The organism is Crossiella sp. CA198 (assembly GCF_052078295.1).
Taxonomy (GTDB): domain Bacteria; phylum Actinomycetota; class Actinomycetes; order Mycobacteriales; family Pseudonocardiaceae; genus Crossiella.
Genome location: NZ_JBQJIM010000003.1, coordinates 255,736 through 277,428, shown reverse-complemented (window position 1 = coordinate 277,428; position 21,693 = coordinate 255,736). Strand labels below are relative to the sequence as shown.

Sequence of the window (21,693 nt, the reverse complement as noted above, 5' to 3'; positions counted from 1 at the left end):
GGACTCCCTCTGGACCTCACGGGGAGTAGCTTTGTTCCGCCGAAAAGCGGGACTGCTGAGAAATGTTTCGTGCAAACGTGTGATATCGGCGCGTCTGTTCGACCATTCCCTGTACGTCGCGTGGCAGTATCCCCCGCACGAACGGGAGCGCTGGGAGGGGATCGTGGCGCTGTGGGCCCTGCACGGCGATGGCCGTCGGGTACAAGACGGTGCCATGGTGGCGCCGGAGGAGCGGCTCAACTGGTTCCTGACCATCGGCTTTGGCGTGCAGCACGTCATGGTGATGTTCGCCGCGACCATGTTGGTGCCGTTGCTGACCGGTTTTCCGCCGACGACGACTTTGTTCTTCTCCGGGCTCGGCACGCTGCTGTTCCTGCTGATCACCCGTAATCGAATGCCCAGTTACCTGGGTTCCTCGTTCGCGTTCCTGGCGCCGTTGACCGCGGCGATGCAGCAGAACGTGTCGATGGCGGCGCGGGTGGGCGCGGTGCTGGTCGCCGGGGCGCTGATGCTGGTCATCGGCATCGCGGTCAAGGCGCTGGGCGCGCGGCTGCTGGAATCGCTGATGCCGCCGGTGGTGACCGGCGCGGTGGTGATCATCATCGGGCTGAACCTCGCCCGGAACGCGGTGCAGCAGTTCGAGAAGCAGTCCGGGCTGGCGGTGGTGACCTTCCTGGTCATCCTGTTCGTCGGCGTGGTGCTGCGCGGCACGCTGTCCCGCACCGCGGTGCTGGTCGGGGTGCTGGTCGGCTGGCTGCTGGCCGCGTTCAACGGGGAACTGGACCCGATCCGGCTGCGCGAGGTGCTGTCCGCGCCGTGGTTCGGGCTGCCCGCCTTCCAGACCCCGGAGATCCGGCCCGCGCTGGTGATCGCGGTGCTGCCGGCCGTGGTGGTGCTGATCGCGGAGAACGTCGGCCACCTCAAGGCGGTGGCGGCGGTGACCGGCCGGGACCTGGACGGCAGCGCGGGCGACGTGCTGATCGGCAACGGGCTGGCCACCGTGCTCGCGGGCACCGGCGGCGGGGTGGGCACCACGACCTACGCGGAGAACATCGGCGTGATGACCGCGACCCGGGTGTACTCCACGGCCGCGCACGTGGTGGCCGCGCTGGTGGCGATCATGCTCTCGTTCTCGCCGAAGCTCGGGGCGATGATCAACACCGTGCCGCCAGGGGTGATCTCCGGGGCGAGTCTGATGCTGTACGGCATGATCGGGCTGGTCGGCATCCGGATCTGGCTGGACGCCAGGATCGATCTCTCCGATCCGGTGAACCTGATGGTCGGCGGCGGCGCGCTGGTCGCCGGGATCGGCGACCTGACGCTCAGTGTCGGCGATGTGCCGCTGGCCGGGATCGCCTGGGGCACGATCATCATCGTGGTGCTGCACCCGCTGTTGCGCTGGCTGCGGAGTCTCACCCATGGCACGGCGCGGGCGCAGGCCGCGGGGAGAGGCCCGCGTGGCCGGGAGCCGGGCAATCGGGATCAGGACGGCCAGCAGCCGGGCGAGCGGGAGTCCGACGGCGGCAAGGCCTAGCGGCCGCGCAACACCAGTTCGGCCGGGTCCAGGGTGAGCGGGAACGGGCGGGAGATCGTGGTCTGGCTGCCCGCGAAGGCGGTCAGCGTGTGCGTGTACTGGCCGCGCCGCAACTCCGAGGTGATCAGGTGCGGGGTGCGTTCCAGTTCCAGCCGCCAGTAGACCGGGATGCCCGCCTCGGCGTAGAGCTGCGGTTTGATGATCCGGTCCTGCGGGTGGGTGGACGGGCTGACGATCTCCACCACGGCGCGGACCTCGGTGGCCGGGTAGCGGGCCGGGTCGGTGTCCGCGTAGTCGCCGTTGACCACCACGATGTCCGGGACGGCGAGCCGCCCGCCGGGGATGACCACGTTGACCGCTTCGAGGATCTCCACGTCCGCACCGGCCCGCGCCGCGGCGGTCTCCAGCAGGTTGGCCAGGGCGCGGGAGGCGCGCTGGTGCCGGGTGCCCGGGGCGGGACTCACCGTGAGGACTCCGGGCGTGAGCAGCTCGTAGCGCGTGTGGTTGCCGTTGTCGGGAAGGGCCTCGATGTCCTCGATGGTCCACGGACCGACATGGCGGACGAACGCGACACTCACGGGCTCCCTCCCTCCAGCTCGGGGTCGACTGCCTCCAGTGTGGCATCAGGCTGGCAGCCAGGACAGTGGTAGGTGACCCGGGGCATCCCGTAACTGAGCTGCTCGCCCACCCGAACCGGACCGCCGCAGCGCAGGCAGCCCGCGCGGCCGCGTTCGAACACCCAGTGCTTGCGCCCACCGGTATGACCGGTGGTGGACTGCTCGGGGTGCAGCTTGTTCCGGGCGAGCAGGCGGCGGCACAGCCGGACCGCGGCCCGCGGGTCCACCGCGCCGACCGGGGACCAGGGCGAGACGCCGAGCAGGAAGCAGGCCTCGGTCTTATATATGTTGCCGATGCCTGCCATGACCCGCTGGTCGAGCAGGGCCGTGCCCAGTTCGCGGGTGGGGTCGGCGGCGAGGCGGCGGACCGCCTCGTCCTCCAGTGCGGCGTCCCAGTCCGGGGACAGCAGGTCGGGGCCGAGGTGGCCGATCAGGGTGTGTTCCCCGGCGGTGGGCAGCAGGGCCAGATCGTGCAGGCGGAAGCCGACCGCCACCCGGTCCTCCGTGCTCAGCAGGGCGCGGATCTGGTGGGCCGGGCCGCGCCAGGCTTCGCCGGGGCGGTAGAGGTGCCAGCTGCCGTCCATCCGGAAATGGCTGTGCAGCGTGGTGTGGTCGTCCAGGCGGAACAGCAGGTGCTTGCCGACCGGGCGCACCGACAGCACCGTGCGACCGGCCAGATCGGCCGCGGCGAGGTCAGGGTGGCGCAGCTCGCCACGGGTGAGGATCCGGCCGCTCAATGCCTCGTGCAGGCGTTTCGCGGCCAGGAAGACGGTGTCGCCCTCGGGCACCTAGGGCCCCTGCAACGCCAGTCGCAGGCCGAGACCGAGCAGGATGGTCGCGGTCAGCCGGTCCAGCCAGGTGCGCACCCGGCGCTTGGTCAGCCAGCGGCGGGCGCTGCCCGCCAGGCCGACCAGCACGAACTGCCAGAGGAAACCCAGGCCGACGTGGATGAGCACGAGCAGCGCGGCCCAGCCGGTGGTCGGGCCGGCCGCGGGCAGGAACTGGGGCAGCAGGCTCAGGTAGAAGACGCCGACCTTGGGGTTGAGCAGATTGGTCAGCAGGCCCGAGCGCAGGGCCCGCCAGCCGCCGAGCGCGGGTCGTTCCGGCTGGTCGTCGACCTGGGTGGGCTTGCCGCGGTCGCGCCAGGAGCGCCACAGCGCCGAACCGCCCAGCCACACCAGGTAGACCGCGCCGGCCAGGCGCAGCGCGTGGTACCCGAACTCCGAGGCGCGCAGCAGCGCGGTGATGCCCGCGATGCTCGCCGCGCCCCAGACCAGGCAGCCCAGGGTGATGCCGAGGCCGGTGGCCAGGCCGGTGCGGCGGCCGCCCAGGACCACCGAGCGCAGGATCAGCATGGTGTCCAAACCGGGGGTGACCACCAGGACGACCGCGGCCAGGCAGTAGGCCAGGAGTAACTCGCCGTTCACTCGACGTCCTGGTCGACCAGCTCGCGGCCGACGGCCTGTTCCTCGGCCTCGGCGATCTCCTCGTCGAGTTCCCGGCGGGCGCGGGCGTTCGCGCTGCGCGCCGAGCGCAGCACCCGGGCCAGCAGCAGGTTGAAGGCGAGCGCGACCTCGCGGGCGCCGGGCGTGCCCCACTGGTGGATCGGCATGCACGCGCCCTGCGCCTGCTGCACGGCCAGCCGGTCCGGCAGCGAGACCGGCATGACCAGCGGGCCGAAGATCTCGCGCAGCTCCTCGATCCGGAACTGGTGCTCGTGCGAGCGCGGCCGGACCCGGTTGACCACCACACCTAGGGGCTGGAGTTCCGGGTTGTTCTCCTCGCGCTCGTTCTGCACCGCCTCGAAGGCGCGCTGCACCCCGGACACGGCGAAGATCGTCGGCTCGGTGACCAGCAGCGCGCGGTCCGCGGCGACCAGGGCCGAGCGGGTGAGCTGGCCCAGCGAGGGCGGGCAGTCCAGCAGCACGAGCTGGTAGGGCAGGTCGTCCTCGGCCATCAGCTCCTGCACCCGGTCGAGCACCGTGCCCAGCCGGTTGAGTTCGGTGAGGGTCGGGTTGGGCTGGTTGATCAGCTCGGCTTCCTCCGCGCCGACCAGCACGTCGACCTCATCCCCCCAGGCGCTGGGGGCGATCGCGGCCCGCACGGCCGTCTTGGTCGGGTTGGTCAGGACATCGACGAGGGAGGAATCGGTCTCCTCTGGCTCCAGCGCCGAGGTGGCGTTGCACTGGGGATCAAGATCGATCACCAAGGTGCGCACCCCGCGCCGCATCGCTGCTGAGGCGAGCCCCAGCACCACCGTCGTCTTGCCGACCCCACCCTTGAGGCTCAACACCGCGACCGTATGCACGGGTGCAGCCTACGGGTTTCCCGATTCAAGGTCTTGTAGCCCGTTTCGGGACTCCTGAGCCAGGCGGATTAGGGTGCGGCTATGCGATCCGACGCCGTGCACCGTGTGCTGGAGGCCGAGCTGGCCGCGGTCCGGGACCGCGGGGTCAGCGCGCCCCGGGTGCTGGATGTCGGCGGTGGCAGCGGGGTGTGGGCGGTGCTGCTGGCCGCGGCCGGATGCGCGGTCACCGTGGTCGAGCCGAGCCCGAACGCCCTGGCCACCCTGCAGCGGCGGGCGCGGGAGGCCGGGGTGGCCGACCGGGTCACCGCGGTGCAGGGCGATGTGGACTTCCTGCTCGACGTGGTCGAGCCCGGCGGGGCGGACCTGGTGCTCGGGCACGGGCTGCTGGAGGTCGTGGACGACGTGACCGCGGCCATCGCCGCGCTGGCCGCGGCGGCGGTGCCCGGTGGAGTGGTGTCGGTGCTGGTGGCGAACAGGTACGCGGCGCTGGTCGGGCGGGCACTGGCGGGCAGGCTGGGCGAGGCGCGGCGGTTGCTGGACGATCCGGACGGCCGGGTCGGGCCCGCGGACCAGTTGCAGCGCCGCTTCGACGCGGACAGCCTGGGCGAGCTGCTGGCCGGGGCCGGGCTCGCGGTCGAGGTGCTGCAGGGGGACGGGGTGCTCACGGACCTGGTGCCAGGGGCGGTGCTGGACGCGACGCCGGGGGCGGCGGAGGCGCTGGCGGAGCTGGAGCTGGCGGCCGCCGCGCGGCCACCGCTGCGGGATCTGGCGACCCGGCTGCACGCGGTCGGGCGACGCTGAGCGGGTTCTAGCGCGAAACGCGGTTACCTAGAGAACCGTGTTTTCCGGTGCCGGTGAGCTTGGCCGGGACGGCGGCCATTCGCCGCCCCAGCCGTCGCGGGCCCGGCGAGGGGTCACTGGGCGGTGCCGCCGGTGGGGCTGTGGAAGGTATAGACGGCGGTGTATTTGACCGGCTGCTGGGCGCCGGTGACGCAGGCGCCGGTCGGGCTGACGCCGCCTTCGGTCTTGAGGCGCTGGACGTAGCCGACCTTGCCGAAGACGCCTTCGCCGCGGGTGGCGGTGGACTTGAGCAGCAGTTCGGGCACGGCGCCTGGCCGGGCGTTGCTGGCGCCGGCGACCGGGGCGGCGGCGACCGCGCTGCCGTCCAGGGTGGAGATCCACACCGGGCCGCGGGAGTGCAGGCCGATGGTCCTGCCCTCCTTGTCGGTCAGGGTGGCGGCGGGTTCCAGGGGCTTCCAGGCCGAGTCGAGGCAGGTGTAGACCTGCACGCCGGTGGCGTCGTAGGTCGCGGTGAGGGTGTGGCCGGCGGGGACGGCGACCGCGGCGGCGACCTGGCCCGCGGCCTTGACCACGCTGCCCGGCGCGCCGGTGGCGGGCTGCCGCGGGGCGCCGTAACCCGCGCCGCCGCCCTGGTCGCCCTCGCCGAGGCGGCCAGGACGCTCGCGAGGCCGATCAGGCCGAGCGTGACACCGAGCATCGTGAACCGGTTCATGATCTTCTCCTCGAATCGCACCATTCGGGTGACCAGGTCGTGTCCTCGTCAACCGCCGTGAGATACGGGTGCGATGCGGGCTCGGCTCAGCACAGTGACGCTGTTCGCGATCCGGGCCGGAGCTGAACGGGCGCGCGTGACTCCTCGTGCGAACCGTTGGTACAGAAGGGTTGTGGATGCTCAGCCGGGTTGTGGATGCTCGGCGGCTCAGTACGGCGTGTGCACCGCGGGTGGCGTCACGTGCACGCCCGCCCGGTACTTCGGCACCCGCACCCGCACCTTGGTGCCCGCGCCGACCGCGGTCTCCACCACCAGGCCGTAGTCGTCGCCGTAGACCTGCCGGAGCCGCTCGTCCACGTTGGCCATCCCGATGCCCTCCGACGGCGCGCCCGCCCCGGCCAGGATCCCGCGCAACGTCTCCGGGTCCATCCCGGCGCCGTCGTCCTCGATCACGATCTCCGCCTCGGCCCCGGCGTCCCTGGCCAGGATGGTGACCCGGCCGGTCATGTCCCGGCCGGACAACCCGTGCTGCACCGCGTTCTCCACCAGCGGTTGCAGGCACAGGAACGGCACCGCCACCGGCAGCACCTCCGGCGCCACCTGGAAGGTCACCGCCAGCTTGTCCCCGCTGCGCGCAATGGCCAGGGTCAGGTACTGGTGGATGGCTCGCAGCTCGTCGGCCAGGGTGGTGAACTCGCCGTGTTTGCGGAAGGAGTGCCGGGTGAAGTCGGCGAAGTCCAGCAGCAGTTCGCGGGCGCGTTCCGGGTCGGTGCGCACGAACGCGGCGATGGTGGCCAGCGAGTTGTAGATGAAGTGCGGGGAGATCTGTGCGCGCAGCGCCTGCATCTCCGCCTCGACCAGCCGGGTGCGCGAGCGGTCCAGTTCGGCCAGTTCCAGCTGCGCGGACACCCAGTTCGCGACCTCCTTGGTGGCCCGCACCAGGATCGGCGGGCTGGAGTCGCTGTAGGCGATGAGCGTGCCGAGCACGTGCTCGTCCACCACCAGCGGCGCGATCACCGCGTGCCGCAGCGGGCAGCGGGAGTCGGCGCAGCGGGCCGAGCTGACCTGCACCCGCCCGGACCGCAACGTCTCCGCGGCCTGGGTGAGCGCGCTGGCCGCGTGTGTCTCGCAGTCGCCGGACCAGGCCAGCACCGTCTCCTGGTCGGTCAGGCAGAGCGCGGGGGTGCCGAGCAGATCGCGCAGCCGCCGGATCGCCTTGCGCGCGGCCTCCGCGGTCAGCCCGGCGCGCAGTGGTGGCGCGGCCAGTGAGGCAGCGTGCAGGGTCTCGAAGGTGGCCCGGTCGGTCGGGGTGCCGAAGTCCCGGTTGGCCCGGGAACGGCGCACGATGACCAGCAGCGCCACGCTCAGCGCGGTGAGCAGCAGCAGGAGTACGAACAACGCGGAGGTGCGGGTCATCGGCCGGTGGTTCCTTCCGGGGCGTGCAGCCGGGCCATGGTCGCGTTCACCGAACGCGGTGCGCGCTTCCGGGTGACCAGCGAGACTCCGATCATCACCGCGAAGCCCAGCGGCACCGACCAGGCGGCGGGCCAGGACAGCAGGGTGGTGAACCAGCCAGCTTGCAACTCGCCGGAGATGGTGGCCAGCACCGCGAGCAGGGCCAGCCCGCCGCCGGTGAGCAACCCGGCGACCGCGCCCGCGGCGGTGAGCCCGCGCCACCAGATGCCGAGCACCAGCAGCGGGCAGAACGAGGAGGCGGCGACCGCGAAGGCCAGGCCGACCGAACTGGCGATGGGCAGGTCGGTGCCGATCAGCGCGAGCCCCACCGGCACCACCGTGGCCAGCACCGCGGACAACCGGAACCCGCGCAGCCCGCGCCCGCGGAAGACGTCCTGGGAGAGCACTCCCGCCACCGACATGGCCAGTCCGGAGGAGGTGGACAGGAACGCGGCGAACGCGCCGCCTGCCACCAGCGCGCCCAGCAGTTCGCCGCCGAACCCGGGGATGAGCCGCCGGGGTAACACCAGCACCAGCGCGTCGGTGGCCCCGGTCATCAGCAGATCCGGCGCGTACAAGCGGCCGAGCGCGCCGAAGACCAGCGGGAACAGGTAGAAGACGCCGAGCAGTCCGAGCACCACCAGGGTGGTCCGCCGGGCCGCCCGGCCGGTCGGGTTGGTGTAGAAGCGGACCAGCACGTGCGGCAGGCCCATGGTGCCCAGGAAGGTCGCCACCATCAGCGAGTAGGTGACGTAGAGCGGGTGGTCGTCCCGGCCGCCGGAGAGCGGACTTGCCCATTCGTCCCCGGTCAGCGGCCGGGCCGGGGTCACGTGCGGCACCGCGGCGCCCGCCGGGAACACCACCGTGGTGTCCTGCCCGAACTCGTGCGCGCCCGAGGTCAGCTCCAGCCGCGCGCCGTCATAGGTCTTGTCGTCCAGCCGTCCGCGCACGGTGACCTGCACCGGTTCGGCGTTGTGCACCCGGACCGGAGTGCGGATGGTGACCGTGGTCTGCTGGCTGAAGGCCACCGGCCGGTCCCCGTCCAGCAGCGGCGCGCCGTCCCGCTGCCAGACCATGATCAGCAGGATGGCCGGGACCGCGATCGCGGTCAGCTTGAGCCAGTAGTGGAAGGCCTGCACGAAGGTGATGCTGCGCATCCCGCCGGAGGCCAGGTTCAGCGTGACCACCACCGCCACCACCACGCCGCCCACCCATACGGGCGCGTTGGTCAGCGTGTTCAGCGTCAGCCCCGCGCCCTGCAGCTGGGGCAGCAGGTACAGCCAGCCGATGCCCACCACCAGCAGGCTCGCCACCCGGCGCACCGCCACCGACTCCAGCCGGTTCTCCGCGAAGTCGGGCAGCGTGTACGCGCCGGAGCGGCGCAGTGGCGCGGCCACCAGCGCCAGCATGATCAGGTAGCCGGCGGTGTAGCCGACCGGGAACCACAGCATGTCCGCGCCGAAGCTGAGGATCAGCCCGGCCACGCCGAGGAAGCTGGCCGCGGACAGGTACTCGCCGCTGATCGCCGAGGCGTTCCACCACGGGCCCACCGAGCGGGAGGCGACGTAGTAGTCGGAGGTGGTGCGGGAGACGCGGAGGCCGTAGGCGCCGATGAGGATGGTCGCCACCGTCACCACGCCGACCGCGATCAGACCGGAGAGCGCGTTCACGTCGAGTGGTCCTCCACGAAGTCCTGGTAGTCGCGCTCGATGCGTTCCGCGCCGCGCACGTACAGCCAGCCGATGAGCAGCAGCACCGGGTAGACCCCGCCGCCGAGCACCAGCCACGGCACCCGCACCCCGAACAGCTCGGCCGAGCGGCTGGCCGGGACCAGCGCGAACAGCAGCGGCAGCAGACCCAGCGGCAGCACCGCCAGGCAGACCGCGATCGCGGCGCGCAGCTGGCTGCGGATGAGCGCGCGCAGCGACACCTCGTCCAGGGTCGCCTTGTCGTCCCGGCCGATCCGGGCGGCGCGATTGGGCCGGGCGGACCTGGTGCGCGGGCCGGTGACCACCACCCGCCGGGGTGGCTGGCGCGGCTCGGTCACGTCGTGGTCTCCCGTGGTCGCGGAGCGTGGTCAGGCGGTGCCGGCGCTGACCCGGGTGGATGATGCCGGAGAGCAAGCCTGTTGAAAGTGACCCAGGTCACGGCCGAGTCTAAGGTCCGCGGATATCAAGGCCAAACGGATCGAGGGAGCCCACCGGTCGGCGGCCGTTCATCGTGGCGGCTGCCGATCGGGACGGGCCTGCCGCACCAGCAGATCGCGCAGTTCGCGGGCGTGCCGCCGGCTCACCGGCAGCACCTGCGCGCCGACCCGCACGCTGAGTTGCCCGGTGTCCAGCCGCAGTTCGTCGACGAAGCGCAGCGACACAAGGTGGCTGCGGTGCACCCGCACGAACCCGGCCGCCCGCCAGCGTTCCTCCAGTTGTCCGAGCGAGGCGCGGATCAGGTGCGTCTCCTGCCCGGTGTGCAGCCGCGCGTAGTCCCCGCAGGCCTGGGCGTAGTGCACGTCGGCCAGCCGGACGAACCTGGTCAGCCCGCCCAGCTCGACCGGGATGACCTCATCCGGCGGCTCCTGGGTGACCGGGTGCGCGCCGGCCGGCTGCGCGGCCGCGGGCGGTCCGGCGGGGACGGGATCGAGGCGTTCGGTGCGGACCCGCTCGTCCACCCGGCGCACCGCCTCGGCCAGCCGCGCCGCCCGGATCGGCTTGAGCACGTAGTCCACGGCCTTCAGCTCGAAGGCCTGCACCGCGAAGTCCTCGTAGGCGGTGACGAACACGACCAGCGGCGGGGTGCTGAACCGGGTGAGCAGCCGGGCCAGTTCCAGTCCGTCCAGGCCGGGCATGTGGATGTCCAGGAACACCGCGTCCAGGACATCGCCTTCCTTGGCGACCTGGTCAATGTGGCGCAACGCCTCCATCGCGCCCTCGGCGCCGTCGGCCTGCTCGATCCGGCCGTCCGCGCGCAGCATGTGCAGCAGCTCCGCCAGCAGCGGAGCCTCATCGTCGACCGCCAGCACCCGTAGCACCCTCGGTACTGTAACGACCTGATCAAACGATCAGTAGCGGGTGCCCGGGTACTTCCTGGCGCAGACCGGTGAAGTGCCTGCGGACGAGGTCCTGGGCGTAGCCGAGCACGCACTCCACCAGCTCGAAGGCGGGCAGCCCGCCCAGGTGGTAGGTGCGCCGCTGGCCTTGCAGGGCCTCCAGCCGGTCCAGCGCGCCCGCGGCCAGGTCGGCGCTGTCGAAGTGCGGCAGGAACCGCCAGCGGCGTTGCAGGTGCAGCCGGTGCAGCTGCCCGCCCCAGGCGCGGACATCGGCGCGCAGCAGATCGGCCACCGCCGGTCCGTCCAGGTCCGGCCGGCCGTAGGCGTGGCAGGCCAGCACGTCGGTGTCCGGGTGGCGGCGGTGGAAGGACACGCAGTGGCCCCGGCTGGCCGAGCCGGTCAGGTGCGGCTGGACCAGGGTGTGCGCGCCCGGCGGCAGACCGCTGACGCTGCCCAGGGTGGTGTAGAGGTCCAGTCGCCGGATCCGGGCCGCCAGGGCGCGTTCCTCCTCGGTGGCGTCCAGCACCGGCAGCACCTCGTCCAGCCCGACGGCCAGCACCAGGTCGTCGAAGGTGTGCTCGGTCCCGTCCACGACCACGCGCACGCCGTCGGCGTCCCTGGTGATCCGCTCGACCCGCACGCCGCGGCGCAGGCCGGGCAGCTCCCGCGCCACCCGCCGCCACAGTTCGGCGAAACCGCCGTCGAGCGCGCGCACCTGGCCCGCGCCCAAGCCGGTCAGCTCGGCGTACTTGACCAGGTAGAGCGCGGGCAGGTCCAGGTCGAGGTGGCCGTAGCCGGCCGCGGTGTAGCCAGGGCCGAATGCCTCGGCCAGCGCGCTGAGCCGGTACTCGGCCAGCCAGCGCCGGGCCGGGGCGGCCAGCACCCTGGCGGAATGCGCGAGGCCGGGATCGGCGATGCGCGGGAACAACTCGGCCCGGACCCGGTGGTAGCGGGTCAGGGTCTCGCGGCAGAGCGGGCCGGGGACGCGTGGCCGGGAGCGGCCGGTGACCGGGTCGAACAGTAGCGGCGGGCCGGTGTCGGTGGTGCGCAGGCCGAGTTCGGCGACCAGCGCGTCCAATCGGTGGTGCGCGGGGGAGTAGCCGTGGCCGCCCAGGTCGTAGCCGCGGCCGTCGATCTCCGCCGCCGCGCACTGCCCGCCGACGGCGTGCCGGGCCTCCAGCACGGTCACCCGGTGCCCGGCCCTGGTCAGCTCGCGTGCGGCGGCCAGCCCACTGGCGCCGGCGCCGAGCACGGCGACCGAGCGCGCGTGCTCGAAGTCTGCGGGCATGAGTTCCTCGGTGCGTTCGCGCGGGGGCCGGAGAAGAATCACTCCACGGCCAGCATGGCCTAACCTGCGGCCGGTCGGCCACTTCCACACCCAATCGGGTGAGTCGGATCAAAATAACGGTTCTGGCAATGTTCTTGATGGCTGGCAAGTTCTGTGCTCTCCAGGAACATTGCCGCTGGTGACCGCCGGTGCGCTAGGCTCTGGCACGAGTAGATCGGTTCATTTTCAACTACTTCGCCGGGTCGACCGATTAACGGTGAAACTGACCGTTCGTCGCCAATTCCGCGCCATTCGTCGGCGGTATAGTCCATTGGTGGCGCGCTGGCGGGAACATGTCATTCCGGTCGCTATCGTGCGGAATCCGCTCCCTGTCCCCGCTGGCGCCGCCGGTGTTCTCCCATCGATCCGGCTGAGCCGCCGCGGTCCCGTGGCCCGTACGGGAAGGGGAGTGGACCGCCTGCCGTCGCCCGCCGTCCCGGCCCCAGCCGGGGGCGGGCGACGGTCTCGCGGACAGCGATGTTTCCCGGTCACTCACCACAGTGGACCGCACATGGCAGGATCGGCATGGCCGAGCAGGTGCGGGGAGGAGGCGCGAGATGTCGACAGACGCGGTCACCTCGCCCGACGCGGCCGCCCCTGACCGGATGCGCGAGCTGATCAGGGAAGGCGCGCTGAGCGAGGCCATCGCCCTGGCCGACGCGGTGATCGCGCGTGCCGAGGAGCCCGCGATCGTCGGCCGGTCGCTGCTGATGAAGCTCGGCTGCCTGATGATGGACGGCCACCGCCTGGAGGCCGTGTCAGTGGCCGACCAGGCCTTCGACGTGGTGCTGGCCAGCGGCGACCCGGCGCTGATGGGCGAGTTGTACGCGCTGGCCGCCTACGTCGCGCTCACCGAGGGCTCGGTGGACCGCTGCGTGCGGCACCTGGTCCGCGGCTCGCGCACGATGGAGCTGGTGACCAGGGCGGACCTGATCGCCGCGGACGCCTGGGCCGATCTGGCCATCACCTACTCCATCGCCGGTTTCCACAACCAGGCGATGCTGGCCTCGGTGCGCGCCCGCAACACCGCCGCCGCGGCCGGGCTGCCGCCGGAGGAGTACCTGACCCCGGAGATCCCGCTGCGCTGCGCGGTGTCGCTGGACCACCGCGGCGACGAGCAGGGCGCCAGGGACATGCTGCGGGCAGCGGTCGCGCTGGCCCGGCAGTGCACGCCCGGTGGCGAGCTGCGCCCGGCCGACTACCCCTTCTACCGCTACGCCAGTGCCCGGCTGCGCGCGCTGGGCGAACCGGTCGAGCTGGCCCTGACCGAGGTGTCCCTGGAGGGCCACGAGGCCGCCGACCTGGGCGCGCTGGCCCAGGTGTGCGACGCGATCTCGGCGGGCCGCCCGCTGGACGCGCTGGCCCGGCTGGACTCGATGACCCTGGTCGCCAACACCCTCGGCCCGGCCGAGTTGTTCCGGCTGCGCGCGCTGGCCTACGCCGCCGCGGGCGACCACCGGGCCGCGCACACCGCCGACCGGCAGACGTTCAAGCTGGCGGGCGAGCACCCGTCCCGGCTGGTCGACCGGTTCATCGAGGGCGTCGGCGCCCGGCTGGACCACGAGGACCTGCGCCGCGCGGTCGGCCGCTACGCCGCCGAGGCGCTCACCGATCCGCTCACCGGCCTGCCCAACCGGCGGCACCTGGAGCAGCGGCTGGCGATGATCGCCGAACAGCGCGGCACCGCGGCCATCGGCGTGATCGACCTGGACGGGTTCAAGACGGTCAACACCGTGCACGGCCACCTCTCCGGAGACTTGGTGCTGGAACGGGTCGCGGCCATCCTGTCCCGCACCGTGCGCCGCGGCGACTTCGTGGCCCGCTACGGCGGGGACGAGTTCGTCGCGCTGCTGCCGGAGACCAGCGTGGTCGAGGCGGTGGAGATAGGGGGCAGGCTGGCCGCGGCGGTGGATGAGGAGGACTGGGAGGCGCTGGTCGCGGGCACTCCCATCTCGGTGACCATCGGCTGGGCGGACCTGGCGCATCCCGCGGACCTGCCCACCGCGCTGGCCGAGGCCGACCGCGCCATGCTGGAACTCAAGGGCGCCCGCCGCTAGCGGCACCGGCGCCAGCCGACACCGGGAGTCCGCCGACGCCAGGGAGTCCACCGTGCCCGGACCGACCAGCCACGTCGAGCACACCGCCGAGATCCGCGCGGTCAGCCGGGCCGGTCGCGAGGTGCTGGCGGCCTTCGAGCGGGTGGACCGGGGCTGGTTCGTGCCGCGCCGGATGTGGTGCTCGCCGCGCGGCAGGCTGCCGCAGCCGGTGGACCTGCTGACCGATCCGGAGCTGTGGCGGCGCTGCGTCTACGGCGACACCGTGGTGGTGACCCAGTTCGACGACGGCGCGACCCACTGGCCGGAGGTCGGCCGGGTGGCCACCAGCAGCGCCTCCCAGCCGCGGCTGGTGGTGGACATGCTGGAGCGACTGCGGCTGCGGCCGGGCACGGCAGTGCTGGAGATCGGCGCGGGCACCGGCTACAACGCGGCGTTGCTGGCCGAGCTGACCGGCGCGGAGCGGGTGACCACGGTGGAACTGGACCCCGCGCTGGCCGAGATCGCCGCCGCCAACCTGGCCCGCACCGGCCACCCGGTGCACCTGGTCCGCGGCGACGGCACCCTGGGCTGCCCGGACCGCGCGCCGTTCGACCGGGTGGTGGCCACCGTGGCCGCGGTCGGCGACGGCCTGCCCTACGCCTGGGTCGAGCAGACCCGGCCCGGCGGACTGATCCTCACGCCCTGGGGCAACGCCTATGACAACGGGGTGCTGCTGGAACTGACCGTGCGGCCGGACGGCACCGCGTCCGGCCCGGTGGTCGGCGGGGTGGCCTTCATGCAGTTGCGCGGCCAGCGGGTGTTCACCGGCCACGCCGCGGACTTCGCCGAACTGGCCGACGCCGGCGACCCCCGGCACAGTGCGGTGCCGCCGGGCGAGGTGGCCTTCGGCGAGGGCGTGTTCGGCATCGGCCTGCGCATGCCGGAGGTGTGCTGCGAGGTCAGCTACACCGGCGAACGAGACTACGAGGTGCTGCTCTACGACGCGGGCAGCACCTCGGCCGCGGTGGCGGACGTGCGGGACGGCGTGGTCGAGGTCCGCGAGTCCGGGCCCCGGGCGCTGTGGGCGGAGGTCGAGGCGGCGCACGGCTGGTGGGTAGGTCAGGGCCGCCCCGGACTGCACCGCTTCGGCGTCACCGTGACGCCCGAGGGACAGTGCGTATGGCTGGACCGCGAGTCCAACCCGCTGTAGCGGCTGCCCGGGCGGGCACGGCACGATCATCGCCTCGTGCGAGGGCGATGCCGTCCGCGCCGAGCCGGGCGGCGGTGACCCGCTGCACCGGCACGGTCTGGAAACCCTGAACCGGCCGCCTCAGCGCGCGTACTGGGCCTGATCGGTCTGCATCCGTCGCAACAGCACCTGCTCGATCAGCGAGACCAGCACGCCCTTGACCGAGGACCGCTGCCGCGCGTCGCAGCTGACGATCGGCACGGTCTCGTCGATGCCGAGGGCCTCCCGCACCTCGTCCATGGCGAAGCGCTGCGCGCCCTCGAACTCGTTGACCGCGAGCAGGAACGGGACGTCCTTCTCCTCGAAGTAGTCCACCGCCGGGTAGCAGTCCTCGATGCGTTCGGTGTCGGCCAGGATCACTCCGCCCAGCGCGCCTTCCACCAGGTCGTCCCACAGGAAGGAGAAGCGCTCCTGGCCAGGGGTGCCGAACAGGTAGAGCACCAGGCTGCGGTCCAGCGAGATGCGGCCGAAGTCGAAGGCGACGGTGGTGGTGGTCTTGTCCGGCCTGCCGGTGGAGTCGTCGACGCCGACCGACACCTCGGTCATGGCCGCCTCGGTCACCAGGGGTTCGATCTCGGAGATCGCGCCGATAAACGTCGTCTTGCCGACACCGAAGCCGCCACTGACGATGATCTTCACCGCGGACGGGATGGCGGTGGAGGACAACCCGTCGTGGTCAGAGTGCCCTGACAAGGTCACGGATCCTTTCGATGACGTGGACCGGCAGGTCGGCGCGTTCCTTCAAGGACAGCAGGCCGCCGGTGACGAGGTCGGCGATGAGCACCTGGGCCACCCCGACCGGCACGGTGAGCAGTGCGGCGATCTCGGCGACCGAGCGCGGAGTCTGGCACAGCTCGATGATCCGCCGCCGCTCGAAGGCCAGTGGCGCGGACAGCGCCGCGGGCGCCGCGCCCACCATGGTGTCCACCCGCAGCCCGTCGTGCAGCGGCCGGGTGCGACCGCCGGTGACGATGAACGGCCGGACGAAGGTGTCCTCCACGGCCGAGTCCGCCCGCACCGGCGGGGGCTGGTTCTGCGGCTGGTCACCGTGGATCGGATCGAACCAGGACCGCGGCTGGGCGGCCGGGATCATCCGTGGATCGGGCAGGCGGGGCGCGTCGCTCATTCCGGCAGGAACCTCCGCAACTCCGAGATCAGCATCGGGGTGAGCATGCCGCCCGCCCGCTCGGCCAGCACCGCGATCTCGTAGCCGATCAGGCCGACATCGCAGTTCACCTCGGCCAGCACCCCGACGCAGCTGCCGTCGGCGATGGCCGAGACCAGCAGGAAGCCCCGCTCCATCTCGATCATGATGAGCTTGAGCCCGTCGAAGTCGTAGCTCCGCGACGCGCTGCGGGCCAGGCTGGTCAGCCCGGACACCAGCGCGGCCAGCCGGTCCGCGGAGTTGCGGTCCAGGCCGTTGGACATCGCGATCAGCAGACCGTCGGAGGACACGCACACCGCGTCGCGCACCCCGTCGGTGTCGCGGACGAAGTTGACGAGCAGCCAGTTGAACGTATTCCCGTTCGGGTGCAGTTCAACGGTCACCGGGGGTCCTCCTCGGAGGGTCGGGGGTGGGAAGGGGACGTGCGCGCCCCCGGCTCGGCGGAGCGCTCCGCCTCGAACAGACCGCGCTGTCCGCGCCGGTGCCCGTTGCGGAAGGAGGACAGCATCGAGCGCACGTCGTCAGGGTCACGAGTGTCCACCGGCGGCCGGTCCTCAGCGGGGCGGGGGCGGCTCGCCGGTTCGGGGCGAGTGGGTGCGCGGTTCTTGGGGACGCGTTTGAGCAGGCCGTTCTTGGTGCGCGCGCCCGGGGTGGCTTCGGGGCGCACGGGGGCGCCGGTGGGCGCGGCGGGGTTCGCCGGGGCCTCGGCGGGGGCGGTCGCGGCGGGGGCGGGGGCCTCGGACCCGGATGCCGCGGGCGGCGGTGTCGTGAGGGGCGGGGTCGCGTTCGCGACGGGCGGGTGCGCAGCCGGTGTCGCGGCGGTGCGCCCGAAGGTCGCGGGGGATTCGGCCAAGCCGGCGGCGAGAGGCGCTCCGGCAGGCGCCGGTGCGGCGCGGTGCGGCGCGGGTGTCGCACCGGCCTGCCGCGCGGCGGCGGCCGGGGGCGGGCCCGACACCGGTGCCGCGGACTGCCGCGACTGCTGCGCGGGCACGTTTGCCCGGCTCCCCGCGGCGACGGCAGCCTGGCTCGCCTGCGCCTGCGCCTGCGCCTGCGCCTGCGCCTGCGCCTGCGGTTCGGCGGACAGCGGCTGCTTCGCCGAGGGATCCGCGATCAGCGTGCCCGGCAAGGTGATCCGGGCCGTGATGCCGGTCGCCGGCGACTCCGCCAGCTCCACCGTCGCGGACAACCGCTGCGCCAGCCGGCCCACCACGTAGTGCCCGAGGAACCGGGTCGGCGCCACCAGGAAGTTCTCCTCGCCGCGCAACCGGGCGTTCGCCCTGGCCAGCGCGTCGGCCGGCATGCCGACCCCGTGGTCGATGATTGCCAGCAGGTACTGCGAGCCGACCCGCCGCCCGTAGATCTCGACCTCCAGGTCCGGCGGTGAGAAGGACAGCCCGTTCTCGATCAGCTCGGCCAGCAGGTGCGCCACCTCGGTCACCACCGAGCCGGTGAGGTGCACCTCGTCCATCCGCCGCAGCACCACCCGGCGGTAGTCCTCCACCTCCGACAGCGCGGCGCGGATGACATCGGTGATCGGCAGCGGCGCGGCCCAGCGCCGCGGGTTGGACTCGCCGACCAGCACCAGCAGGCTCTCCGCGTTGCGGCGCATCCGGGTGGCCAGGTGGTCCAGCTCGAACAGGTTGGCCAGCGTGGTCGGGTTCAGCTCCTCCTGCTCGAACTCGCTGATGAAGCCGAGCTGGCGGCGCACCAGGTTCTGGTTGCGGCGGCCCAGGTTGGCCAGCGACTCGCTGGTGTTGCGGCGCAGCACGGCCTGTTCGGAGGCCAGGGAGAACGCGGTGTTCTGCACCCGGTCCAGGGCCGCGGCCACCGAGCGGATCTCGGTGCTGGACCGGTCCGGGATGCGCACCGGCGGCGGGGGTTCGGCGTGCTCGCCACCGCCCTCGCCGATGGCCGCCTGCACCCGGTCCACCGCCTCGGGCAGCCGGTGCCGGGCCATGTCGTCGGCCTCGGTCACCAGTCCGGCCAGCGGGCCGATGATCGACCGGGTGGCGCCGATGACCAGTGCCACCTCGACCGCGATGGCCAGCGCGGCCAGCGCCAGGTACCCCAGCAACTGCCAGGTCGCGTTGTTCTGCAGACCGGCCGCCACGCCGCGGATGTCATCACCCACGGCCTGCTGCACGGCCCGCATGTCGTCGACCAGCCTGGTCATCGTGTTCCACCAGGCCTGCGCGTCCACCTTGCTGGACAACGCCCCCGCGGACCCGCTGATCGCGATGCCCTCGTAGCCCGCGGCCTCGGTGGCCGGACCCGAGCGCATCGCCTCGTCCAGCTTGCTGCGCTGGTCCTGGGTCGCGGCGCGGCCGAAGGCGGACAACGCGTTCTGCTTGCTCGCCCGGATCTCGCTGAAGTGCACGTACTCCTGCTGCTGGCGGAACTTGTTCGCGGCGAAGACACCGTTGAGGAACCCGCGTTCCTGCGCGGTCGCCTCCTTGGCCTCGCCCAGCGCGGTCAGCGCCAGCACCCCGCGCCGGATCACCGGGTCGGCCGACTCGCTCAGGCCCAGCTCGGTGTGGGTGAGGGTGGTGATGTTGTCGGTGTAGTAGTTGAAGGTGGTGTCCCGCTCGGCCCGGCCGCCGTCCACGGTGCCGCGCACCTGCGCCACCCCGGCCAGCCTGCTCAGCGCGGCGCGCAGTTCGCCCGCGCCGCTGAGCGCGGCGTCGGAGTTGAGCCGGTTCAGCCGGTTGAGCACCTCATCGGTGCGCCCGCGCTGGGTGTCGACCTGGGGCCGGTAGCGGGTGTCGCCGCCCAGCAGACCGTTGGTCATGCCGCGTTCGCGCTGGAGTTCGTGGATGAGGTCCTGCACGCCGAGCGCGAGCGAGACGGACTCGGCGGTCTGGGTCGCCTGCCGCTGCCGCTGCACCACGTCCAGCACGATGATCACCAGCAGGGCCAGCACGATCACCAGGGACACGGTGAGGATGCGGGCCAGCTTGGCCCGGATCGAGCGCGGCCGGACCAGGGAGGTGGCCAACGTCGCGAACCGGGACTGATCTGTCCGCGTCTGCTCGTCCTGCGGTGCGGTGATCGAGCGATGACGAGCGCCCACCAAACCTCCGGTCCATGGAATTCGACAGGCCGTTTCGCTCGACCATTCATGTGCGGGCCGCCTGCACGTTCTCAGTTCCAGTGAACCGCGACAATACGACAACCGGGTGAACTTCTGATGTTTTCACCAAGCGTGACGGAAAACTACTGACTAGCCGGTCAGTAGTGCGGCATAAGTCGCTTCTATGCGGTTTGACCTGCCGATATGGCTAGCTGAAAACCCATCCTACGGGTGTTACGTGATGCCCAACCTGGTTATACAGTGATTTCTTTAGGGTAACGGAGTTCGATTTGCCCACTTGATGGGCATCTTTGTGGGTCGGCACGCCTTTCTGCTATGAAACTCACCGGTTCGATTGCGCCTGGGGGATCGTCGGAATTCCCCGCGCCCCGCGCTCGTGGCCTGGAGGGGACAGCGATGAGTCCGCGGCAGGTGGTCGTCGTCGGCTACGGCATGGCCGGGGCCCGGCTCGCCGAACTCATCCGCCGCCGCGAACCCGACCCGGCCCGGATCGCGCTGACGGTGATCGGCGCCGAACCCGAACCCGCCTACAACCGGGTGCTGCTGTCCGGCGTGCTCGCCGGACAACTGTCGCCCGTGGCGGTTCATCTGCACGAACCCGACTGGGCGGACCAGTCGGGCATCGATCTGCGGCGCGCGGTCAGCGTCACCGCCGTGGACCGCGACAGCCGGATGCTGACCCTCTCCGACGGCGACCGGCTGCACTACGACGCCCTCATCCTGGCCACCGGCGCCCGCCCCTGGCTGCCGCCGACCCCGGGTCTGTGCGCCGCGAACGGCGCGCCGGCCCCCGGCGTGCGCGTGTTCCGCACCCTCGCCGACTGCGCTCAAATCCTTGAAGTGGCCCGCCCCGGCGCCCCCGTGGCCATCCTCGGCGGCGGCCTGCTCGGCCTGGAGGCCGCCCGCGGCCTGGCCGGCCGGGGAAGCCTGGTCACGGTGGTGCACCCGGTCGGCCATCTGATGGAACGCCAGCTGGACGCGACCGCCGGCGCCATCCTGGCCGAGGTGCTGGCCGAACTCGGCATCGAGTTCCGCCTGGGCGTCACCGCCACCGGCTATCGCCCCGGCGACGGCCTGGCCCTCTCCGACGGCAGCCAGGTCCCCGCCGACCTGGTCGTGGTCGCCGCGGGCGCCACCCCGGACACCACCCTGGCCGAGGCCGCGGGCCTGACCGTCGACCGCGGCGTCCGGGTCGACGACGCCCTGCGTACCAGCGACCCGCGCATCCACGCCCTGGGCGACTGCGCCAGCCACCCGGGCGCCACGGGCGGTTTCGTGCAGTCGGCCTGGGAACAGGCCGAGGTGCTGGCCGACCTGCTCACCGGCGCCGACCCTGCGGCCCGCTACCACGGCACCCCCGCGGTGACCCGCCTGAAGATCCGCGACGTCGACCTGGCCACCCTGGGCGAGGCCCACCTCGACCGCACCGACCCAGGAGTCGAGATCCTCCGCCTGGAGGACTCCACCCGAGGCCGCTACGCCAAGCTCGTCCTCCGCGGCGACCAGATCGCCGGCGCCATCATGCTCGGCGCCCCGGACGCCGCCGCCCGCATCACCCAGCTCTACGACCGCGGCGCCCCAGCCCCCACCGACCGCCTGGCCCTGCTGCTGGGCCGCGCCCTGCCCACCGGCGCCGAGCCCGCGGGCAACCCGGCCGACCTGCCGGACGCCGCGATCATCTGCCGCTGCAACACCGTCACCAAGGCCACCCTGACCCAGGCCTGGCACAACGGCGCCCACCAACCCGCCGACCTGGCCCGCGTCACCCGCGCCACCACCGGCTGCGGCAGCTGCCGGGAAACAGTCAAGGCCCTGGCCGCCAGGCTGGCCGAATCAGCGGCCACCGCGGCCCAGCCGCCAACAGCGACCCAGCCCGCGACCACGGCCCAGGCCCCGACCACGGCCCAGACCCCGACCATGAAGCCCGCCGCACCCACGCCTGCCGCGCCCGCGCCCGCCGCTCCGCCGCCGCCCGCCACGCACGCAGGGACCGCCGCGCCCGCAGCCGCCGTGCTCATGGCCGCCACGCCACCGTCCGCCGCGCCCGCAGCTGTCACGCCACCGCCCGCCACGTCCGGGCCCGCCGCGTCACCGCCGACCACACCCGTCCCGCCGACCGCCGTGCCGGAGCAGCCGGTCAGGCCGCAGCCCACGGTCGGGCCAGCCCAGGGCACCGCGCCTCTCGGCGCTGCCCCGGCCATCACCGCGGCCGCACCCAACGGCACCGCGGCGCTGGCCGGCGTCACCGCGTCCGCCGAGACCACCACATCGGGAACATCTGCCGCACCCACGGCTGTCCCCGAGCCCGGAGCCGTTGCCGCCCAACGGTCCTGACCCCATGAGAGACAAGGC

At 72.5% G+C, this 21,693-nt stretch carries 18 protein-coding genes and 1 pseudogene; 5 read left to right on the top strand and 14 right to left on the bottom strand.

What is annotated here, in order from left to right:
• Nucleotides 1-163: 163 nt before the first annotated feature.
• Nucleotides 164-1,534 carry a uracil-xanthine permease family protein gene (locus ACTOWY_RS06350; RefSeq protein WP_441308658.1) on the top strand — a complete coding sequence of 457 codons (1,371 nt, stop codon included), beginning with the start codon at nucleotides 164-166 and terminating at the stop codon, nucleotides 1,532-1,534.
• Here the strand turns inward: ACTOWY_RS06350 and ACTOWY_RS06345 are convergent.
• Genes ACTOWY_RS06345 through ACTOWY_RS06330 form a run of 4 tightly spaced genes read right to left on the bottom strand, consistent with a single transcriptional unit; the run spans nucleotide 1,531 to nucleotide 4,459 of the window.
• Nucleotides 1,531-2,112, bottom strand: coding sequence for a Uma2 family endonuclease (locus ACTOWY_RS06345; RefSeq protein WP_441308657.1), 582 nt, complete (start codon nucleotides 2,110-2,112; stop codon nucleotides 1,531-1,533). The two genes, ACTOWY_RS06350 and ACTOWY_RS06345, sit on opposite strands and share 4 nt — an antisense overlap.
• Entirely contained in the window at nucleotides 2,109-2,939 is an 831-nt protein-coding gene (locus tag ACTOWY_RS06340) for a DNA-formamidopyrimidine glycosylase family protein (protein WP_441308656.1), read from the bottom strand. The genes ACTOWY_RS06345 and ACTOWY_RS06340 overlap by 4 nt, the downstream gene beginning before the upstream one ends.
• Entirely contained in the window at nucleotides 2,940-3,578 is a 639-nt protein-coding gene (locus ACTOWY_RS06335) for a LysE family translocator (RefSeq protein WP_441308655.1), read from the bottom strand. It abuts the gene before it with no gap.
• Entirely contained in the window at nucleotides 3,575-4,459 is an 885-nt protein-coding gene (locus ACTOWY_RS06330) for a ParA family protein (protein ID WP_247760395.1), read from the bottom strand. The genes ACTOWY_RS06335 and ACTOWY_RS06330 overlap by 4 nt, the downstream gene beginning before the upstream one ends.
• An 81-nt stretch (nucleotides 4,460-4,540) precedes the next feature.
• Between ACTOWY_RS06330 and ACTOWY_RS06325 the strand changes: the two genes are divergently transcribed.
• Entirely contained in the window at nucleotides 4,541-5,260 is a 720-nt protein-coding gene (locus ACTOWY_RS06325; protein WP_441308654.1) for a class I SAM-dependent methyltransferase, read from the top strand.
• A 113-nt stretch (nucleotides 5,261-5,373) separates the two neighbouring features.
• On the opposite strand, the gene ACTOWY_RS06320 is transcribed toward ACTOWY_RS06325, so the two are convergent.
• From ACTOWY_RS06320 to ACTOWY_RS06295, 6 genes are all read right to left on the bottom strand, one after another.
• Entirely contained in the window at nucleotides 5,374-5,832 is a 459-nt protein-coding gene (locus tag ACTOWY_RS06320; RefSeq protein WP_441308653.1) for a DUF3455 domain-containing protein, read from the bottom strand.
• A gap of 347 nt (nucleotides 5,833-6,179) precedes the next feature.
• The gene (locus ACTOWY_RS06315) at nucleotides 6,180-7,388 is read right to left on the bottom strand and encodes a histidine kinase (protein WP_441308652.1); all 1,209 of its coding nucleotides are present in this window, start codon (nucleotides 7,386-7,388) and stop codon (nucleotides 6,180-6,182) included.
• Nucleotides 7,385-9,097: a sodium/solute symporter gene (locus ACTOWY_RS06310; RefSeq protein WP_441308651.1), complete on the bottom strand. Its 1,713-nt coding sequence runs from the start codon at nucleotides 9,095-9,097 to the stop codon at nucleotides 7,385-7,387. Before ACTOWY_RS06310 ends, ACTOWY_RS06315 begins: the two co-directional genes overlap by 4 nt.
• The gene (locus tag ACTOWY_RS06305) at nucleotides 9,094-9,474 is read right to left on the bottom strand and encodes a hypothetical protein (RefSeq protein WP_247760390.1); all 381 of its coding nucleotides are present in this window, start codon (nucleotides 9,472-9,474) and stop codon (nucleotides 9,094-9,096) included. Before ACTOWY_RS06305 ends, ACTOWY_RS06310 begins: the two co-directional genes overlap by 4 nt.
• A 168-nt stretch (nucleotides 9,475-9,642) precedes the next feature.
• Entirely contained in the window at nucleotides 9,643-10,455 is an 813-nt protein-coding gene (locus tag ACTOWY_RS06300; protein ID WP_441308650.1) for a LytR/AlgR family response regulator transcription factor, read from the bottom strand.
• 22 nt (nucleotides 10,456-10,477) lie between these two features.
• On the bottom strand, nucleotides 10,478-11,761 hold the full coding sequence (locus ACTOWY_RS06295; RefSeq protein WP_441308649.1) for an FAD-dependent oxidoreductase: 1,284 nt from the start codon (nucleotides 11,759-11,761) through the stop codon (nucleotides 10,478-10,480).
• Nucleotides 11,762-12,357: 596 nt separating this feature from the next.
• On the opposite strand from ACTOWY_RS06295, the gene ACTOWY_RS06290 reads away from it, so the two are divergent.
• Complete coding sequence (locus tag ACTOWY_RS06290; protein WP_441308648.1) at nucleotides 12,358-13,857, top strand: diguanylate cyclase; 1,500 nt, start codon at nucleotides 12,358-12,360, stop codon at nucleotides 13,855-13,857.
• A 52-nt stretch (nucleotides 13,858-13,909) separates the two neighbouring features.
• Nucleotides 13,910-15,046, top strand: coding sequence for a methyltransferase domain-containing protein (locus ACTOWY_RS06285; RefSeq protein ID WP_441308647.1), 1,137 nt, complete (start codon nucleotides 13,910-13,912; stop codon nucleotides 15,044-15,046).
• Between the two features lie 120 nt (nucleotides 15,047-15,166).
• Here the strand turns inward: ACTOWY_RS06285 and ACTOWY_RS06280 are convergent, their stop codons facing one another.
• The 4 genes from ACTOWY_RS06280 to ACTOWY_RS06265 are packed head-to-tail and all read right to left on the bottom strand — an operon-like array spanning nucleotide 15,167 to nucleotide 19,320.
• Nucleotides 15,167-15,778, bottom strand: coding sequence for a GTP-binding protein (locus ACTOWY_RS06280; protein ID WP_221490209.1), 612 nt, complete (start codon nucleotides 15,776-15,778; stop codon nucleotides 15,167-15,169).
• Nucleotides 15,762-16,211, bottom strand: a complete 450-nt coding sequence (locus ACTOWY_RS06275; RefSeq protein WP_247760384.1) for a DUF742 domain-containing protein — start codon at nucleotides 16,209-16,211, stop codon at nucleotides 15,762-15,764. Before ACTOWY_RS06275 ends, ACTOWY_RS06280 begins: the two co-directional genes overlap by 17 nt.
• Nucleotides 16,208-16,633 (bottom strand): roadblock/LC7 domain-containing protein, encoded by a 426-nt coding sequence (locus ACTOWY_RS06270; RefSeq protein ID WP_441308646.1) that lies wholly within the window; start codon nucleotides 16,631-16,633, stop codon nucleotides 16,208-16,210. The genes ACTOWY_RS06275 and ACTOWY_RS06270 overlap by 4 nt, the downstream gene beginning before the upstream one ends.
• Entirely contained in the window at nucleotides 16,630-19,320 is a 2,691-nt protein-coding gene (locus ACTOWY_RS06265) for a sensor histidine kinase (RefSeq protein ID WP_441308645.1), read from the bottom strand. The genes ACTOWY_RS06270 and ACTOWY_RS06265 overlap by 4 nt, the downstream gene beginning before the upstream one ends.
• 417 nt (nucleotides 19,321-19,737) lie before the next feature.
• On the opposite strand from ACTOWY_RS06265, the pseudogene ACTOWY_RS06260 reads away from it, so the two are divergent.
• Nucleotides 19,738-21,171, top strand: a pseudogene (locus ACTOWY_RS06260) (FAD-dependent oxidoreductase); the annotation flags it as partial.
• Between the last annotated feature and the right edge of the window lie 522 nt (nucleotides 21,172-21,693).

Excerpts from the sequence above, each read along its gene's own strand:
- ACTOWY_RS06325 (WP_441308654.1), top strand. The coding sequence starts at position 4,541 with ATGCGATCCGACGCCGTGCACCGTGTGCTGGAGGCCGAGCTGGCCGCG.
- ACTOWY_RS06315 (WP_441308652.1), bottom strand. The coding sequence starts at position 7,388 with ATGACCCGCACCTCCGCGTTGTTCGTACTCCTGCTGCTGCTCACCGCG.
- ACTOWY_RS06295 (WP_441308649.1), bottom strand. The coding sequence starts at position 11,761 with ATGCCCGCAGACTTCGAGCACGCGCGCTCGGTCGCCGTGCTCGGCGCC.
- ACTOWY_RS06290 (WP_441308648.1), top strand. The coding sequence starts at position 12,358 with ATGTCGACAGACGCGGTCACCTCGCCCGACGCGGCCGCCCCTGACCGG.
- ACTOWY_RS06275 (WP_247760384.1), bottom strand. The coding sequence starts at position 16,211 with ATGAGCGACGCGCCCCGCCTGCCCGATCCACGGATGATCCCGGCCGCC.